A 17,430-nucleotide genomic window follows, 5' to 3' on the forward strand; every position below is an offset into this window, starting at 1 on the left:
ATGGATTATTGGTCGTTGCTATCGATGGCGGTGGGAAAAGGACGGCAAAGCGCAATGAAGCGGGCAACGAGAAAGCAGCAGGGGTTCACTCTGCTGGAAATGATGCTGGTCGTGCTACTGGCTGGCATCGCGGCTAGCATGGTGGTCATGGCGTTTCCTCCCGAACGCCAGAATGACAGCGCGTGGCAGTTGGCTCGTTTTCAGGCGCAGCTAGAGTTTGCCGCGGAAAGCAGTCAGGTTAACGAATACATGTTGGGTGTTCGCATCTATCCCGATCGCTGGCAGTTTTATCAACTCCAGCGACCCGAGGCATCGGAAGGGATGCCGATCCCGAGCGGTGATCGCTGGCAGGGCTACAAGTGGCAGCCGTGGCAACCACATCGGGTGAGTGCAACGGCAACATTGCCTGATGCGTTGCGGCTTGAGCTAGTGCAGGCTGATGGGAAGAAAGTCGAGAAAACGCAGAGTGGCGACGACCCCGACATCCTGATTTTACCCGGCGGCGAAATCACGCCTTTCCGTCTGCTGGTTAAGTCTAAAGACAAAGCGCTCTCGAATTGGCTCCAGGTGGATGGAACCGGACGATTTTTAACGTCGATGAGTCAGGGTAAGAAACGATGAAACGACAGAAAGGGATGACGCTGGTGGAAGTGCTGGTTGCGCTAAGCGTTTTCGCGCTGGCAGGCATTGCGGTGCTGCAAACGACAGCCAGACAGGCAAGCAGCTTGAGTCGGTTGGAAGAGAAGACGTTTGCTGGCTGGGTGGCGGAAAACCAGCAGGTGCAACTGCGACTGGAGCAGCGTTGGCCGGAAGCCGCGTGGGTGAGAGGCGAAACGCAGTTCGCTGGCATGCGCTGGCATTGGCGCTGGCAAGGTGTAGAGACGGGTGACCCTCAGACCAAAGCGCTGGATGTGGAAGTGCGGCGTAATAAAGATGCCTTTGCTGCGGATGCTTCGCTGCGTACCTATGTGGTGAAGCAATAATGCTTAATAAAACAGGGAAATGTAGCCAAACAAGGCGGAGTCGAGAGGCAGGACGCCAGAAGCGCCAGCAGGGATTTACGCTGCTGGAGATGATTCTGGCGATCGCGATCTTTGCCGCGCTGAGCCTCAGTGCGTTTCAGGTTTTGAACGGTGTGATGCGTAACGATGAGATTTCGCAGCGCAAGGCCGAGCGTCTGGCCGAAATACAGCGCGCCTTTTCACAAATGGACAGCGATTTCTCCCAGATGATCGCGCGCGGCAGCAGAGGAAGTACCTCGATATTTTACGCTGGCCGCGATCAGCTAAAAAGCGATGACTGGGGTGTCAGCTTTATGCGTGCTGGCTGGCAGAACCCGTTTGGCATATTGCCACGCTCTGAACTTCAGCCTGTTGCTTATCGGCTACGGGAACATACTTTGGAACGGTTAACCCACGTGGTGCCTGACCCCATTGAGGGAATCGATCCTGGTGTAAAACCGCTTCTCACGCAGGTTGATGGTTTTCGCCTGCGATTTTTCAGCAATAAAACCTGGCGCGATCGCTGGGATAACAGTACGCAATTGCCACAAGGGATTGAAGTGGTGCTGACCTTAAGGGATTACGGAGAAATGTCGCGTATGTTCTTGATTACCACCGGGCCAGTTAAATGAGGTCGCGTCAGCGTGGCGCGGCGCTGCTGGTGGTGCTCCTGATTCTGGCATTAATGGTGACGATTGCTGCGGTGATTACAGAACGCACCGGTAAAGCGTTTTTGCGCACCGAAAGTCATTTGAGCCGTCAGCAGGCGAAATGGTATGCCTTGGGGGCGGAAACGCTAAGCGGGCAGATATTACTGCGCGACGCGAAGAATATGCCGGGGCGCACGTTTGTCGGGCAGAACTGGTCTCAGCCGGGACACCGTTTCCCGGTGGAGGGAGGGGAAATCCTTGGCCAGATTAGCGATGCGCGCACCTGCTTTAATGTGAATGCGATCAATCAAGGCGTGGATAACGACAGCACGGTGGTGAAGACACCTTATCCGGCGCAGGTTTTCCGCTTGCTATTGAAAAATCTGGGCGAAGATGCGGATCGTGCAGAAAAAATCACTGCGGCGTTGCGCGACTGGATTGACGTGGATAACTATCCGTCGGCGAACGGTGCAGAAGATGAGCTCTACGCCACGTTGCCAGTACCTTATCGTACAGCCAATCAGAGAATGAGTGAAATCAGCGAATTACGTGCCGTTTATGGCATGGACAGCGATCTCTATCGCCGGTTATTGCCCTATGTCTGTGCGCTACCGATGGATACGATGTCGATTAATATCAACACATTGACTGAATTTGATGCCCCGCTGTTATCTGCCTTATTCCTGAATGAAATGACAATGTCGCAGGCGAAAGCGCTGGTGCAGCAGCGGCCTCGTACGGGATGGGCAGGCCTTGAGGTTCTGCAACAAACCGGGTTATTGCCCCCGAATAGTAAAAATACCGCGCAGCGAGTGCTGGCAGTGAAAAGTGAATGGTTCTTTGTAAAACTCCAGGTGCGTGTTGGCGACAGTGATTTTCATCAGCGTAGCTTGCTTCATCTGAGTGGACAAAAGGTACAGGTCGTGCAGCGGCAATATGGAGGATATAGGACGGTGAATCCATGAAAATAGCGGGAAAATGGAAGAAAAAAGCCGCGAAAGATCCATTAAATCGAGGCCCGGTTGTTCGACATCCTTGTCTCATTGTACGCCTTCCGGTAGAGGAACTGGGAGACATTGAATGGCAGGTGCGTTCATCCCATGGGGAAAGTGTACTGAGTCAGGGACGGGGTAGCGTAGAACAGGTTCGTCAGGCGCTGGCGGCGTATCCGTCCGTGACCTTTACTCGCGTTCTGGTTCCAGCAACAGACGTGACGTTTTATGCCCTGACGCTGCCCCGACAGGCTCGCCGTCAGCTAACGCAAGTCGTGCCGTTTATGTTGGAAGACCAACTGGCGACGGAAATTGAAAAGCTGCATTTTGCCGTGCTGGAAATTCATGGCGATGATGGCACGGTCGCCGTGGTGGAAAAAAACCGGATGCAGCGTTGGCTAGCGCAGTGTGATGCGCTGGGGCTCAACGTCGATACCTTATTGCCCGATGCCCGCGTATTACCGAAGCATCAGGATGGCTGGAGCGCGTTACAGCATGATGACATGTGGCTATTTCGCCAGCCGACGGGGCATGCCATGGCGGCGGAGTCCTCTTGGTGCGGTGACCTGCTGAAAGCATCCATGCCGCTGCCAGCGATATACGGCTACAGTGCTGCATCGGTCGGCGGTGAGCAGTCGCAGTACGACTGGCAGGAGGAGGGCGAGTGGAAAACACAACCCGCAACGGATCTCTTCACGCTGGCGGCAACGGCGCAGCTACCTGCTTCGGTCGATCTGCGGCAAGGCGACTATGCGCCGGAGAAAGCCTGGCAAAACACGTTGTTGCCGTGGCGTGGCGTCGGGATTGCTTTTGCCTGCTACCTTCTATTGGTCGTGGCGGATGCGGGCTGGGCGCACTATCAGCTTTATCAGCAGGCCGAACATTGGCGACAGGAAAGCATTCGCGTCTATCGGCAGATTTTCCCTGCCGAGACGAATGTCGTTAATCCACGCGCGCAGATGCAGCAGCATCTGCAACGTACGGCTGCTGGGGGGACAGGGAAAGGGTTACTGGATCAATTAAATCCCTTACAGCAACTGATTACGCAGAATAGCGCCATCAAAATTCAGTCGCTGTCTTATGACGGTTCCGCTGGCGAATTCCGGCTGGCGTTGCAGGCGACGTCGTATCAGGAATTAGAGCAGTTCCAGCAGCAGGCAACCGCCTATTATCAGGTTCAGGCAGGCGAGATGCGGCAGGAAAACGGTCGGGTTGAAGGCCGCTTAACGTTAAGGAGCCAGCAATGAATGAATTACGGCAACGCTGGCAGACGATGAGCCAGCGCGAACGCCAACTGATGGTCGTGTGTGCGGCAATGCTCCTGCTCTGTCTGATGTATTACGCTATTTTTCAACCGTGGCAACTGCGGGAAGAACAGTGGGAACGTACGATTTCCCGTGAGCAACAGACTGTCAGTTGGATGCAGAAACAGGCCTCATCGATTCCGCAGGGAACACAGGCACAGGGGCAAAACAGTCAGCGCGATGTCAGTCTGCCGATTTTGATTTCGCAGAGCACCAAGCGCTACGGACTGACTGTTGTACGCCTGCAGCCGCAGGGCAATCAGGCGTCAGTGACGCTGGCCCAGAGCGATTTTAATAGCCTGCTGCGCTGGCTGAGCGAAATGGAACAGAAAAACGGTGTGAAGGTGCTGTCGCTGGATGTGAATGCCGTCGAGCAAAGCCCTGGAATAGTGGATGTGACCAGACTGATGCTGGAACGGGCCGATGAAGCTTAAATCTGGCATCGGCGTAGGTGTCGCTTTGGTTCTGGTCTATGGGCTGTTTCTGGCGTGCTATGCGCCTGCTCGCTTGCTCACGGCGATACCGCTGCCGACCGGAATGGTGGTTGCAGAGGCCGCCGGAACGTTATGGCAGGGGAATCTGCAACGGTTTAGCTGGCGTACGTTAACGTTGGATGATGTGCACTGGAATATCACCTTCTCGGGTTTTATGCCTGCGTTAGAAATTGCCTTCCACAATCCTGAGGGCATCGAAGGCCGTGGAATTATTCGTGGTTGGCAGCAGCCGCAGTTTTATCAATGGCAGTTGTCTGTACCCGCGGGCTATTTATTCAGCCGCATGCGTTTTATCGTGCCAATCGGGGCAGAAGGCAACGTGCAGTTGAGCCTGCAAGAAGCGACGGTGGACCGTTCTGGCTGCCAGTCGCTGGATGCCAATATAACCTGGCCGGGTGCGAGGGTGAAAACCCCGCTGGGTGGACTCATGCTCGCAACCCCTCAGGCTACGTTACGTTGCCAGCAAGGGGCGCTTGAGGCGAACCTGCGGCAGACCTCCTCGCATCTGCAATTGTCCGGCAAAGGCAGTGTCACCCCGAAAGGTGAATACCGTTTTACGGGACAGTTGAGTAGTGGAAACGACTTACCCGCGACCATGAAAAAATTACTGGCGACCATCGGAAAAGTGGATGAGCAAGGTGCCAGAACGCTGAATTTTCAGGGGCGCCTGTTGTAACAGGGATGGGCGTTATAAGAGAAACGATCGTTGCCATCGCGGTGTAGCCGACTTCAAAACATGAGCCGCTAACTTATCTCTTTTCTTTATCAACAATCAGGGACTAACGTGGACGATTTAAGGGAATTTGCGCAGGTGTTTCCAGCATGGTGGTATGGTGCGCTGGGCGTATTGGGATTGATTGTTGGCAGCTTTCTGAACGTAGTGATTTATCGTTTGCCGATTATGTTGGAACGGCGCTGGCGGCAAGACATCGATCTGCAAACCGGCGTAACGGATGCCGAGCAGGCTACGCGCTATAACCTGTGCTGGCCGCCTTCGTCTTGCCCACACTGCCAGCAGAGTATTGCGGTGAAGGATAACATTCCGTTATTCAGTTGGCTGTGGCTGCGCGGTCGTTCCCGATGCTGTCATCAACCGGTGTCTGTGCAGTATCCGCTGGTGGAAGTCATCACCATGCTGGCTTTTCTGGCTGCAGGGCTGCTGTGGTTGCCCAGTATGGCGCTGTGTGCGGCGTTAATCCTGCTGTCCTTTCTGGTGGTGCTGACCGTCATTGATATAAAAACGCTGCTGCTGCCGGATGTGCTTACGCTGTCGCTCTTGTGGATAGGGTTGCTGTTTAATCTATCGGAAACGTTTGTCCCATTACGTGATGCCGTAGTAGGGGCGATGGCGGGCTATTTGTCCCTGTGGTTACTTTATTGGGTATTTAAATATACCACTGGCAAAGACGCGCTGGGATACGGTGATTTTAAGTTACTGTCTGCGTTGGGAGCCTGGCTAGGCTGGCAGGCATTGCCGAATCTTGTTTTGGTGGCGGCGCTGAGCGGTCTGGTCATGACGCTTATTTGGCGTGGATTGCGTAAAGAAGATACAACTAAACCGCTGGCCTTTGGCCCCTGGCTGGCTGTCGGTGGTGTATTCAGTGTGATAATGAACGGGCTATAATCTATAGAAATAACGCATCCAATACAGAATGAAAGGGTTATTAATTAGCAGGTATAAAATAGGCTGAGGGTATAAATACCATCAGCCTTTTTTATCTCTGTGTGCCCTTCAATGAATACCTCTTTGTCGGGCAAATGACAGGTTATTCTACCATCAGCATAAAGGTACTCACCCAAACGACTAAACAGAATGAGATACCCATAAAGAAATACTTCACCGATTTATTCTCCAGCAGAAACCACGCCAGCAACGATCCCGATTGTGCGTTTTATTATGGAAGGAAATCATTACGCAGCCGGCTATGTCACCGAAGGGTAATCTTTCCTGTTGTCATCACCAGAGTCACACTAGTTATGACGGGATCGGCGCTAAATCTACGCCGAGTGAGGGGGGGAATTCAAGAGGTCCAGAAACTATATTTGCAAAATAGCATTAAAAAGCGTTAAGCCGTTTCAGCGGCTGAAAAAACGGGGGAATAGGCGTGAAAATAGCCCTCGACTCCCCCGATTCTTAATGATGGTATCTTTAGTTTGACACCGGTTGGACAGGCTTTAATACGTCAGGCGACAGACCTATGCTCTCCACCCCATCGCGGGGGCGATATGTTTCAGGATCGCTTCAATAACATGCGCGTTGTAATCCACACCCAGTTGATTCGGCACCGTGAGCAAGAGCGTATCCGCTTCGGCAATCGCTTCATCCTGTTTTAACTGCTGGATGAGTGCTTCTGGCTCGGCAGCGTAGCTACGCCCGAAAATCGCGCGCGTTTTTTCATCCAGAAAACCCACTTTGTCGCTATCGTTACTACTTCCGCCAAAATAGGCGCGATCGCGATGATCCATCAGGGCAAAAATACTGCGGCTGACGGAGATGCGTGGTGTACGTGTATGCCCCGCTTCAGCCCAGGCGGCCCGATAGGCGCGAATTTGCTGTGCCTGTTGGATATGAAAAGGTTCGCCTGTTTCATCATCTTTTAACGTGGAGCTTTGCAGGTTCATGCCTAGTTTCGCTGCCCATACTGCCGTGGCATTCGATCCAGCACCCCACCAGATTCGTTCGCGTAACCCCTCAGAATAAGGCTCCAGACGCAACAGCCCCGGTGGATTCGGGAACATGGGATGCGGATTCGGCTTTGCAAACCCCTCACCACGCAGCACATCCAACAGCACCTCGGTATGACGCCGTGCCATATCCGATTCCGATTCCCCCTCCGTAGGCTGATAGCCAAAGTAGCGCCAGCCATCGATTACCTGTTCAGGCGAGCCACGGCTGATGCCAAGCTGCAAACGCCCGCCAGCGATCAGATCGGCGGCGCTGGCGTTTTCAGCCATGTACAGCGGGTTTTCGTAGCGCATGTCGATGACGCCGGTGCCAATCTCGATGCTTTTAGTCTTCGCGCCAATCGCTGACAGCAGTGGGAAAGGCGAACCCAACTGACGGGCGAAGTGGTGCACTCTGAAATAGGCTCCGTCAGCGCCCAGTTCCTCAGCGGCAACGGCAAGGTCGATAGATTGTAGTAGTGCATCAGCCGCGGAACGTGTACCAGACTGCGGTGACGGAGCCCAGTGGCCGAATGATAAAAAGCCAATCTTCTTCATAGGGGACTTATCCTTATATTCAGACAAATATTTAGTCTATTCGTCCTGCATAGCAAGGGTATATAGATCAGTAATAGAAGCACTCTACGCGATTAATAGTGAGAATAAATATTATTTTTTTAACGTAATAATTCAGTTTATCTGACTAATATTTTGAAGAATAAATCGCCGCTGGCTATTTAGCAGAAAACCCAAGCAGAAAACCTAGGCCGGGTTGTTCTACCCCCAAATTTGTATCTAAATATTATTATGAGTGAGATCAGTATTTTCTTTGTCGCTATCGCTGTATTATTTTGTATATAGCGAAAATCAAGATACCAACATGATAAAGAAACTTGGCTACACGCTGTGGTTTACTGGGCTGTTTTTGGTGTTTTCTAACGCCTGGGCGGCGCGTCTGGCGTCTATTCCGGAAGAGAAACGAATCCGCATGTATATGGCTAACTCTGATCTGACAACTTACGGTTCAGGAAAATACACCGGCCTGATGATGTCACACGCAGGGGCGCTGAATGTGGCGGCGGCATCGATAAAAGGCTTCAAACAGGTGTCGATTGAAAATGTACTGAGCTGGAATCCGCAGGTGATTTTCGTACAGGATCGCTATCCGGATGTCGTGAAGCAGATCGTTAACGATCCGGCCTGGCAGGCGATTGAGGCGGTGAAACAGCATCGTGTGTATCTGATGCCGGAATACGCCAAGGCCTGGGGTTACCCGATGCCAGAAGCATTAGCGATTGGTGAACTGTGGATGGCGAAAAAGCTGTACCCTGAGCGCTTTGCCGATATCGATATGCAAAAAGCCGCCGATGCGTACTACCAACGCTTTTATCGTATGAACTACCGTGCGGACACCTCCGCGGCGCAATGAGTTATCGCACCTACCGGATCACGCAGCTTCTGATGGATCACCAGCATTACCTTTATGGCCGCTGTGATGAGGTCGTGACGGAAGATAATCTGTCGCGCCTGTACGGCATTCCGATGCGGCAGGTCTGCGTGGAGATGTCGCCGCAGCCTTATCGTGCGCTGATACCGATATTGACTATGACGGAGCTACCATGACCGATCCCCTTCGTTTATATGCGGCTGGCAGCCTGCGCCTTGCCTTGACGCCTCTGTTGGCGACGTTTAGCGAGCGCTATGCAGTGGACGTTGTGCCGACGTTTGGCCCAGCGGGACTACTGAGTGAAAAAATAATATACGGCGATGCAGTAGATATTTTCGCCTCGGCAAACTGCGCGCACCCTTTACGCTTGAAAGCGCTGGGGCTGGCGGAAGAAACCCACGTGTTTACGCGCAACCACCTTTGCATTGTGATGCGTAATGTGCCTGAACTTACCGCGCAATCCTGGCTGATGGCACTCCTTGATCCGCGTTTTGTGTTGTCAACCTCAACGCCCGGCAGCGATCCCGGTGGGGATTATGCGTTTGAGCTCTTTGATCGCATCGAGTGCTTGCATCGTGGCTGGGGGAGACAACTGCGCGACAAAGCGAAACCGCTGGTGGGCGGATGGCTCGAACAGGCGATTCCGGCGGGCATGACGGCGGGAAGTTACCTGATTCGGAGCGGGCGGAGCGATATGCACATTGGCTATGCCAGTTATCTACCGTTGCTGCTCAATCAACCTGACCTGCACGTGGTCCACTTGCCCGATCCCTATCGTATTGATGCCGAATATATGCTGGCCATTATGAAGCCGGCCCGACGTGAGGCACGGCTGCTGGCGAACACGCTTTTATCGCCGGAAGGGCAGAATTTTCTGGTGAACAAAGGATTCGCCTCGCTGTTTTAGCGGGGGGAACGAGAGGTAAATCGGTCAACGATGATGAACTCTGCTATGATTGCGGCATATCTGCGCCGCTCTTTGGCTCGGCGTCACCTTTCGTTATCTCGTCCTTGGTAGAGTAATCACTGTGAGTACAACCTCTTTTTCTTCCCTCGCGCTGCCCGCAGAGCAGTTATCCAATCTTAATGAACTGGGCTATACCGACATGACGCCTGTTCAGGCAGCGACGCTGCCAGCCGTTCTGAGCGGTGCAGACGTGCGTGCCAAGGCGAAAACCGGTAGCGGCAAAACGGCGGCATTCGGCATCGGGCTGTTGGATCGTATTGTCGTGAGCGACTTTACTACGCAGGCGCTGGTGCTGTGCCCGACGCGTGAACTGGCCGATCAGGTCAGCAAAGAGCTGCGTCGTCTGGCTCGTTTTGCGCAAAACATTAAGATTCTTACGCTATGTGGCGGTCAGCCGATGGGGCAGCAGCTCGACTCATTGGTTCACGCCCCACATATTGTCGTCGGGACACCTGGACGTATCCAGGATCATTTACGCAAGCAGTCCCTGTCTCTGGAGAGCCTGAAAGTGCTGGTGTTGGATGAAGCCGATCGCATGCTGGACATGGGCTTTACTGACGCGATTGATGATGTGATTTCCTATACCCCGTCCGATCGTCAAACCCTGCTATTCTCCGCCACGTACCCGGAAGAGATCGAACAGATCAGCGCGCGCGTTCAGCGTCAGCCGCAGCGTTTCGAGGTTGCAGATGATGTGGAGGAGTCGGCCATCGAACAACGTTTCTATGAGACGACGAGAGAGCAGCGCCTGCCGTTGTTGATTGCTATTCTGGGTCATCATCAGCCTTCCTCCTGTGTGGTGTTCTGTAACACCAAGCGCGACTGCCAAAGCGTGTTTGACGCACTGGACATGCGGGGGATTAGCGTGTTGGCGCTGCATGGCGATCTGGAACAGCGCGATCGCGATCAGGTTCTGGTGCGTTTTGCTAACCGCAGCTGTCGTGTGCTGGTGGCAACGGATGTTGCGGCTCGCGGTCTCGATATCAAAGAGCTGGAGCTGGTCGTGAATTTTGAGCTGGCTTTCGATCCTGAAGTCCACGTTCACCGCATTGGCAGAACGGGTCGTGCGGGAATGCAGGGGCTGGCCGTTAGCCTGTGTACGCCACAGGAAATGAACCGTGCTAATTTGATTGAAGACTATCTCAGTATGCGCATTAAATGGGCATCGGTGGATAGCCTTGACCGCACCGGCGAGGTTACGCTGGAACCTGAGATGATGACGCTGTGTATTGATGGGGGCAGAAAAGCGAAAATCCGTCCCGGCGATATCCTCGGCGCATTAACCGGCGATGCGGGATTAACGGCAGCAGAGGTCGGGAAGATTGATATGTTTCCGCTACATGCGTATGTCGCTATCCGTAAAGCCAGCGCTAAACGCGCGTTGCAGCAGCTTCAGAAAGGTAAAATCAAAGGAAAAAGCTGTAAGGCCAGATTGTTAAAGTAACCGGTGGCTGATATACCAGACAGAGTAAGATGACGTCGCTGGGCAACAGACAGGAGTGGTAAAGGCGTGCAGACAACAGAAATCGATCGGCGGCTGACGGACGTGAGCCAGCAGCTAACGATGGTGCTGGTGCCGGGGTTGCGAGACAGCGATGACGAGCACTGGCAAAGTCATTGGGAACGGCGTTTTCCTCACTGGCATCGTATACGCCAGCGGGAATGGTATCAGGCCAATCTGGATCGCTGGGTGTTGGCGATCCGCCGTGAGCTTAGCGTCTGTACACAGCCCGTGATTCTGATCGGCCATAGCTTTGGCGCTCTGGCTTCCTGTCATGTGGTGCAACAAGGTCAGGAAGGGATTGCTGGTGTGATGCTGGTGGCGCCTGCCGAGCCCATGCGCTTCGAGATTGACGAGCGTATTCAAGCTACGCCGCTGTTGGTTCCGTCGCTAACAGTGGCCAGCCATAACGATCCGTTGATGAGCTTTACTCGCGCCCAATACTGGGCGCATGTATGGGACAGCGAACTGGTTGATGTCGGTGAGGCGGGGCACATTAATGCAGAAGCGGGATTTGGTCCATGGGAATACGGCCTGACAAGATTAGCTGAGTTTTCAGAGGCACTCATTGCTAGTCGTTAATAGGCTGATGTTCTATTGAGTAGCCGTGTTCCATTATTAAAATAACGTTATATTTTCCTTTAATGCCAGGGCAGTGAGCTTATTTGTCTTGGCATGTATATCTTCATTAAGACAGCTCTTCCTGATCGCCTGAGCCATGCAGCATTTCCTGAATCTGCTGATAAACTTCGGCCGCAGACAAATTGCTATATGACGTTTTGCTCTCAAAATGTAGTACCTGTTCACCACCGGAACTATGAAGAGCACTCATGAGTGCCAAGTCTTCTTGTGTGATGCGCTGTCCGGTAAAGGCATCGAACATTTCAGAATTACCATCTGGGTACTTAACAACGGAAACGAGCTTGCCGTTGTATAAAGGAATACCCGTCATCGCCAGCGAGTATTCGGTAGTGGCTTTCTGCTGTGCCTTAACTTTTTCAGGCGGAGGTGCATCTTTTTCTTCAGCGGCACGCTTCTTTTGAGAAGATAGCGTGACTTTGGTGCTCTCGTTCGAGCTCTGCATATTTTGAGAGTCGGAGTTTGTTGATGTGTCGGTTTTATTCCCCGGGCTGATAGCGGCAACGACAGTCGGGTTAGCAGCAGCACCAATTGGAGGCATAGTTGCCGGGGTAGTTGTATTGACGAGTTGAATATCTGGAATCACCACAATATAACTCCTTCTTATATCTATTTAATGCTGGTAATGGTTTCACCAGTGAGTTACTTCAGTGTGTTAAAACCACGCGCGAATACTGCAATCATTGATACTCAGGCTATCAACACAATCAGGGATTGTCTTCCTTTGAAAAGACATCAATCTGCCGAGTATAATTTCCTGTTATTCAACAATATGACGTTAGCGAAGTGGCTCATTCAGAAAACGGTTAATGTAAAACGGTATTTATGCCAAACACTATTTATGCAAAATGCAATTGCATTAAAAAACACCCTATCGCAAAGGGTATCGGCTGTTTTTTTTGCTTCATTAATATTCAAAAGGTATAAGATTTAACTTTTTGATTACCAATCGTGCGATCTTATATGACTAAATATCTCCATTTTAAAAAAATATAAAATTATCATGGTATTAGTGTAATGCAGTGATATTGTTTGAATCGTATGTGCTCTACAAGTGTGAGGGAACGCGATACACTGTTTCCTTCGTCTTTTCCCTGCCTTAAGAAGCGCTATGCCCAGCATTAAACTGACGGTTAACTATTTGTATCTGCAATCTGGTGAAACCCGTGAAGCGTCACAGGCGACAGCCCGCGTTTTTGTCGGTGATGAACTCATCGCCACGGAGGTGATTACCGGTATGACGGAAAGCCCAGTCAATAAATATTTACACCATTCAGGACCAGAATCGCTCCCCGTGCGTGTGGAATGGGATTGCAAGGGAACAACAGCGATGACGGTGTCTGAGGTGGAAATCTGCCCCTGCTGCCACCATGATTAGCTTGATAGGCTAAGCCGTTTTTGAACATTTTTGCTTCATGATTTACAGATAACCTATACCGTGCGAGTTGCAGATGAACCCACGCACGAGCAGCTTGAAGTATGACGGGTAGACAAGGTGAATATGATGAAATTAGCGGTATCAACCTTAATAGCCTGTGGACTGTGGACGGCAACCGCACATGCCGGCTGGTATGTTGTGAGTAATTACGAAGGCCAAATCGGGCCTTATCCGATACATTTCTCATTGCAGAAATATAGTATTGACCAAGAGAAGAACCTTCTGGGCAGTTACTTTTACGATAAATACAGAGCGCCGATCCCTTTGTATGGGCGACTCTCGGGAACGTCGCTTCAGCTTTGCGAAATCCATACCCCGCAGGATTATGATAAGTATATCGTTCAGGGGGGCAAGTCGGACACTGACGTAACACATTGCCCGTTTACATTGACGGAAACGGAGGAGGGGCTCAGCGGCGAGTGGTCGAACGGGAAAGCACGCTATGATGTTAGCTTACGGCGTGTGGCATCCTTTGATGACAGTACGCAGCCTGCCAAGGTTGAAGGGCAAATCGATATTCCTTTCTGGGGGCAAACGGCGACTCACAGCTTTGTTGGTGTGTATCAAAACAGCGATACGGGGATGGTCGTTGAGGGAATTAAGGCGATTAACAAGAAGAATGGTAATGTCGATCAGCTTCTTGAGCCTGATTTTCAGCAATGTCAGTTTGGCTTTTTCATGACCCCAGTTTATATGAATATTGAAAATGGTGGAGATAATCGCAGCATTATGCTGAATTGTTATTCCCACGGCGGAGGCGATATTCTGCTGGAATATCGTTTTGATACGGCAACGCAGCGTTATAACGTGGTCGGAGAGTAAACGCGCTGGCGAGCCGTGGACTGGCTGATGTTATCTGTAAATTTCCTGCATTATTTTGCAGGCTAAATATATTTGTTTTTATTGTTGGAAATAAATGATTTTTATTTCTTTTTCTTTCTTGTTAAAAGTGTTATTTCCTATGCTTTCATCATGTCCAGCTTTATGGCAAATGATGATATTAGTTTTCAAAGGACGATCCTTTGCTAAAGGAGTTGATATGCTTTCAGGAAAGAAAACAATTCTCGCATGCTCAATATTGTTCTCGACCTTTTCTTCACAGGCGGACACGTTTCCTAAATTGAATCAGGCTTTGCCATCAGGTATTGATGCACGGGCGATTGCACCGGTATTTGATTTTGATACAGATGGCTGCCTTCCTAGCGCTGGCGTAAGCCGTAATGGTGTGCAGAACGGTGGATTGAAACCGACAGGGAATATTACGGGCGGATGCCGATGGAGTAACTTCCTCGATTCGTCAAATACATTACACCGATACGCCTGTGTTAATTCCGGTGGTGCTCGCTATTGTGGCAGCTTCTATGCGCTCTATTTTTTAAAAGATCAGATATTAAGTGGCGTAAACTCAGGTCACCGCCATGATTGGGAACATGTTGCCATCTGGACTAAAAATGGCGTCGTGACACATGGTAGCTACAGTGCACACGGTAAATTAACGACCAAAGATGCATCGGGTATCGATAAACAGGATGGTCATCTGAAATTTGTTTATCACAAAGATGGCGTATTAACCCATGCCTTCCGTTTTTCTAAAGCGAATGAGCAAGCGGAAAACCCGTATAAGAAGTTTGTCACACCGGACATTATCAGCTGGTACTCCATGTCTGGAGATGGCATTAATAATCAAGAGTTGCGTAACCGATTAAACGCGTTTGACTACGGTTCAGCTTCTATTCCGCTTAAAGACAACAATTTTCTGAATAACCTTAATAATGGTCGGCCAGCCGGTTATCCGGAATTTACAAATGCCAGTATAACGGCATCGAAATAATCATCATGAGAGAGGTAGTGTTAAATCTACCTCTCTCATTTGAATTTTTTAGAAGGTAACTCCCTCTACGTAATAACATTATTGCTGAATAAGATATGGGAATGTACTAATGCTGTTCGGCACTTGCTGGTGCTTTCTGTTGTAGTGTGAACAGGATAGCAATCACCACAAAACCCACCGCAGCGTAGAGTACCGTTGCATATCCCCAATGCAGATAGAGGGTGCCAAAAAGCGTATTTCCCACAAAGACGGCCAAATAGGTGACGGCACTGTTCAGCCCCATGATTGCACCGCGTTTTGAAACATCGGTTGTGTTTAACCCGGTAATCAGCAAGTTGACGCACAGGTGATTCGCGGTGCCCAGCAAAAGCATTAGTACGCACACAACAGGCAAGCTAGCCCCTGACAGGGCAAAAATGAGGTACACCGTCGCTACCGTAAGGAACGAGGCTGGCATAGCCACCCTGGGATTCACTTTACTTATCATGGCATCCAGAAAAGCCGCAGAACCAAAACCGATACCGTAGCAAAGCGCGATCAGCCCGTTAGCACTGAGCGGCTGATGCAGTTCATTATAGAGATAGTCCCCCAGATAACCATAAACCCCATAAAAGGCGGTCATGAACCCGCCACAGGCAGCCAGTAACGGTTTCACGCCGGGCACGCTTAGTGCCGCCAGAGGCGATGACGAAACCCGTGTGGTGTTTTCATCCCGATTACGCAAACAGGAAAGGATGACGACAGCCAAAACGGCAAGTGCACCGATTCCGAGATAAACGACGCGCCAGTGAAATTGCTCTGCCAGAATCGATGCAAGTGAAACACCAGCGACAAGGCTCAGAGTCCAGCCGGTAAGAACGACGCCAGTTGTTTTACTTTCCAACCCTTTGGGAGCGATAACTGCTGCGGTGGTGTAAATCGCGGGAATTGCTACCCCGGATGCGATTCCCGCGATGAGTTGACTGGCTATCAGCCATTCAACGGAAGAGGCACAAGCGCTGGAAAGCAAGGCGACGACCAGCAGGAGCATGGCGTTCTTCAACATCTTAAAAGCGCCGAATCGGTCGATGTATCGCGCTAGGAACAGGGCGCTCAGCGCCGTTCCCAGACCAAATGCCGCGGAGGCCAGCATGACTGACTGCGCGATGCTCTTAAATGATGCGGCGATCTCGGGAGCGATGGGGCCCATGAGTAACGAATTTGATCCAATCACGCCGATACAGAACGTCAGGACATAGGCCGCACCAGGAACACGGAGCGCGTGTGAATTGGCATGACATTCGGCATGTTGATGTTGTGACATTGAAATTTCACTTTTTGCTTAATATGATTCGGAGAAAACACTATTAACCAAATATAATTAGTTTTAAATAAGGAATGAGAGAGTGAAAATAAATAAAGATGACATTAAGCCAAAAGTTATTCCTACACGGGATATTGATGCCACCGACCGAAGATTATTAAGGGAACTGGTTGAGGATGCGACGCTGAGCTATGCCGAACTGGGAGAAAAAGTTGCGCTTTCGGCTCCTGCCGCGCATGAACGGGTGAAACGGCTTCGGCGCGATGGCGTGATACGGAAAACAGCTGCGCTGCTCGATCCTGCCGCGATAAAAAAGAACCTTCTGGCATTTGTGCACGTTGACACCAGCGGTTGGGGTGTTTCATCAGAACTGATGGAAATCACGCATAATCCTGATATTGAGGAGGTGCATTCGGTTGCTGGCGATGCGGCACTGATCCTCAAGATCCGCACCGAAGATGCACAGTCATTGGAAAAACTCCTGTTTCAGCTCTACGCGGTGCCTGGCGTCAGCTCAACGCGCTCATATATCGTATTGTCTACCTATCTTGAACGTCCTGTACAACCGAGCGATAGCTGATTCGCCGGGGGGTGACTCGTCCAGATTGAGTCAACTGGACGAGAGGTTAATATTCAGGCCATTGCTAAGATCGCAGGCAATAGCCCGAAGTTGCATCGGCGTGACGGTCACCCTTCGTTTGGATCTAAACTTGATACTTGTTCACTCATCGTTGCATTATGGCAGCGATAAGCATGAATCTGTTCTTGGCGAATTCAACGCTCTTAAAACCTAAACGTTGATAGAGGCTTATTGCTCTAACTGCCTTTCTTATGCAGGCAACCATCAAACGCCTGTATATTGCGCATCGCTTCACTTCTTTCCGCTGGGGATCCGCACCACGATTTTCTGTTGACTCGGTGTTGTACCAACAAAGACACGTAGATGTTGCGACGACATTGTTGTTTATAGCTGACGGTGTGAATGGATTAATTTTATGATTTTATAGGGAAAAATAGGCTTCACTAAGCGCTTCAAGCCGTGCGAATGGTGTCCCCAGCAGGAATCGAACCTGCAACTAGCCCTTAGGAGGGGCTCGTTATATCCATTTAACTATGGAGACATGAAGCCGAGCTATTATACGCATTTTCGCTCTGAGAATAAGCACTTAACGGCGCGTTTGCTCAAAGTGTCGGCAATC

Annotated in this window: 19 protein-coding genes, 1 tRNA gene and 2 pseudogenes; 17 read left to right on the plus strand and 5 right to left on the minus strand. The window is 51.0% G+C overall.

The window, feature by feature from the left end:
- Positions 1-54: 54 nt before the first annotated feature.
- The 8 genes from gspH (at position 55) to H0247_RS06990 (ending at position 6,065) form a co-directional block, all read left to right on the plus strand.
- On the plus strand, positions 55-621 hold the full coding sequence (gspH, locus tag H0247_RS06955) for a type II secretion system minor pseudopilin GspH (RefSeq protein WP_180742036.1): 567 nt from the start codon (positions 55-57) through the stop codon (positions 619-621).
- Positions 618-983, plus strand: coding sequence for a type II secretion system minor pseudopilin GspI (gspI, locus tag H0247_RS06960; RefSeq protein WP_180741890.1), 366 nt, complete (start codon positions 618-620; stop codon positions 981-983). Before gspH ends, gspI begins: the two co-directional genes overlap by 4 nt.
- Complete coding sequence (gspJ, locus tag H0247_RS06965) at positions 983-1,633, plus strand: type II secretion system minor pseudopilin GspJ (RefSeq protein ID WP_180741891.1); 651 nt, start codon at positions 983-985, stop codon at positions 1,631-1,633. Before gspI ends, gspJ begins: the two co-directional genes overlap by 1 nt.
- Positions 1,630-2,616, plus strand: a complete 987-nt coding sequence (gene gspK / locus H0247_RS06970) for a type II secretion system minor pseudopilin GspK (RefSeq protein WP_180741892.1) — start codon at positions 1,630-1,632, stop codon at positions 2,614-2,616. Before gspJ ends, gspK begins: the two co-directional genes overlap by 4 nt.
- Complete coding sequence (gene gspL, locus H0247_RS06975) at positions 2,613-3,890, plus strand: type II secretion system protein GspL (protein WP_180741893.1); 1,278 nt, start codon at positions 2,613-2,615, stop codon at positions 3,888-3,890. Before gspK ends, gspL begins: the two co-directional genes overlap by 4 nt.
- Complete coding sequence (gspM, locus tag H0247_RS06980; RefSeq protein ID WP_180741894.1) at positions 3,887-4,381, plus strand: type II secretion system protein GspM; 495 nt, start codon at positions 3,887-3,889, stop codon at positions 4,379-4,381. The genes gspL and gspM overlap by 4 nt, the downstream gene beginning before the upstream one ends.
- Complete coding sequence (locus tag H0247_RS06985; RefSeq protein ID WP_180741895.1) at positions 4,371-5,117, plus strand: type II secretion system protein N; 747 nt, start codon at positions 4,371-4,373, stop codon at positions 5,115-5,117. The genes gspM and H0247_RS06985 overlap by 11 nt, the downstream gene beginning before the upstream one ends.
- Positions 5,118-5,225: 108 nt before the next feature.
- A complete protein-coding gene (locus H0247_RS06990; protein ID WP_180741896.1) occupies positions 5,226-6,065 on the plus strand; it encodes an A24 family peptidase in 840 nt (279 codons plus the stop codon).
- Between the two features lie 142 nt (positions 6,066-6,207).
- Here the strand turns inward: H0247_RS06990 and ypdK are convergent, their stop codons facing one another.
- Positions 6,208-6,282, minus strand: coding sequence for a membrane protein YpdK (gene ypdK, locus H0247_RS20000; protein ID WP_099606229.1), 75 nt, complete (start codon positions 6,280-6,282; stop codon positions 6,208-6,210).
- Positions 6,283-6,637: 355 nt separating this feature from the next.
- The gene (locus H0247_RS07000; protein ID WP_180741897.1) at positions 6,638-7,663 is read right to left on the minus strand and encodes an LLM class flavin-dependent oxidoreductase; all 1,026 of its coding nucleotides are present in this window, start codon (positions 7,661-7,663) and stop codon (positions 6,638-6,640) included.
- A gap of 388 nt (positions 7,664-8,051) precedes the next feature.
- On the opposite strand from H0247_RS07000, the pseudogene H0247_RS07005 reads away from it, so the two are divergent.
- The 5 genes and pseudogenes from H0247_RS07005 to H0247_RS07025 form a co-directional block, all read left to right on the plus strand.
- A pseudogene (locus H0247_RS07005) lies at positions 8,052-8,534 on the plus strand (ABC transporter substrate-binding protein); the annotation flags it as partial.
- A 26-nt stretch (positions 8,535-8,560) separates the two neighbouring features.
- Positions 8,561-8,728: pseudogene (locus H0247_RS07010) on the plus strand (ABC transporter ATP-binding protein); the annotation flags it as partial.
- Positions 8,725-9,459, plus strand: coding sequence for a molybdate ABC transporter substrate-binding protein (locus H0247_RS07015; protein ID WP_180741898.1), 735 nt, complete (start codon positions 8,725-8,727; stop codon positions 9,457-9,459). The pseudogene H0247_RS07010 and the gene H0247_RS07015, both read left to right, overlap by 4 nt.
- A gap of 121 nt (positions 9,460-9,580) precedes the next feature.
- Complete coding sequence (gene dbpA / locus H0247_RS07020) at positions 9,581-10,963, plus strand: ATP-dependent RNA helicase DbpA (RefSeq protein WP_180741899.1); 1,383 nt, start codon at positions 9,581-9,583, stop codon at positions 10,961-10,963.
- A 66-nt stretch (positions 10,964-11,029) separates the two neighbouring features.
- A complete protein-coding gene (locus H0247_RS07025) occupies positions 11,030-11,602 on the plus strand; it encodes an alpha/beta hydrolase (RefSeq protein ID WP_180741900.1) in 573 nt (190 codons plus the stop codon).
- Between the two features lie 106 nt (positions 11,603-11,708).
- On the opposite strand, the gene H0247_RS07030 is transcribed toward H0247_RS07025, so the two are convergent.
- Complete coding sequence (locus tag H0247_RS07030) at positions 11,709-12,248, minus strand: hypothetical protein (protein ID WP_180741901.1); 540 nt, start codon at positions 12,246-12,248, stop codon at positions 11,709-11,711.
- A 522-nt stretch (positions 12,249-12,770) separates the two neighbouring features.
- Here H0247_RS07030 and H0247_RS07035 point away from each other — a divergent pair.
- From H0247_RS07035 to H0247_RS07045, 3 genes are all read left to right on the plus strand, one after another.
- Positions 12,771-13,037, plus strand: coding sequence for a hypothetical protein (locus H0247_RS07035; protein ID WP_180741902.1), 267 nt, complete (start codon positions 12,771-12,773; stop codon positions 13,035-13,037).
- Positions 13,038-13,163: 126 nt separating this feature from the next.
- Entirely contained in the window at positions 13,164-13,919 is a 756-nt protein-coding gene (locus H0247_RS07040) for a hypothetical protein (protein ID WP_180742037.1), read from the plus strand.
- 217 nt (positions 13,920-14,136) lie between these two features.
- On the plus strand, positions 14,137-14,928 hold the full coding sequence (locus tag H0247_RS07045; protein WP_180742038.1) for an NPP1 family protein: 792 nt from the start codon (positions 14,137-14,139) through the stop codon (positions 14,926-14,928).
- A 106-nt stretch (positions 14,929-15,034) separates the two neighbouring features.
- Here H0247_RS07045 and H0247_RS07050 read toward each other — a convergent pair whose 3' ends face one another.
- On the minus strand, positions 15,035-16,231 hold the full coding sequence (locus H0247_RS07050) for an MFS transporter (RefSeq protein ID WP_180741903.1): 1,197 nt from the start codon (positions 16,229-16,231) through the stop codon (positions 15,035-15,037).
- Positions 16,232-16,313: 82 nt separating this feature from the next.
- On the opposite strand from H0247_RS07050, the gene H0247_RS07055 reads away from it, so the two are divergent.
- Positions 16,314-16,811 carry an Lrp/AsnC family transcriptional regulator gene (locus H0247_RS07055; protein WP_180741904.1) on the plus strand — a complete coding sequence of 166 codons (498 nt, stop codon included), beginning with the start codon at positions 16,314-16,316 and terminating at the stop codon, positions 16,809-16,811.
- 466 nt (positions 16,812-17,277) lie between these two features.
- Here H0247_RS07055 and H0247_RS07060 read toward each other — a convergent pair.
- A tRNA-Arg gene (locus tag H0247_RS07060) sits at positions 17,278-17,352 on the minus strand.
- Between the last annotated feature and the right edge of the window lie 78 nt (positions 17,353-17,430).

It is taken from the genome of Pectobacterium sp. CFBP8739, assembly GCF_013449375.1.
Classification (GTDB): Bacteria; Pseudomonadota; Gammaproteobacteria; order Enterobacterales; family Enterobacteriaceae; genus Pectobacterium.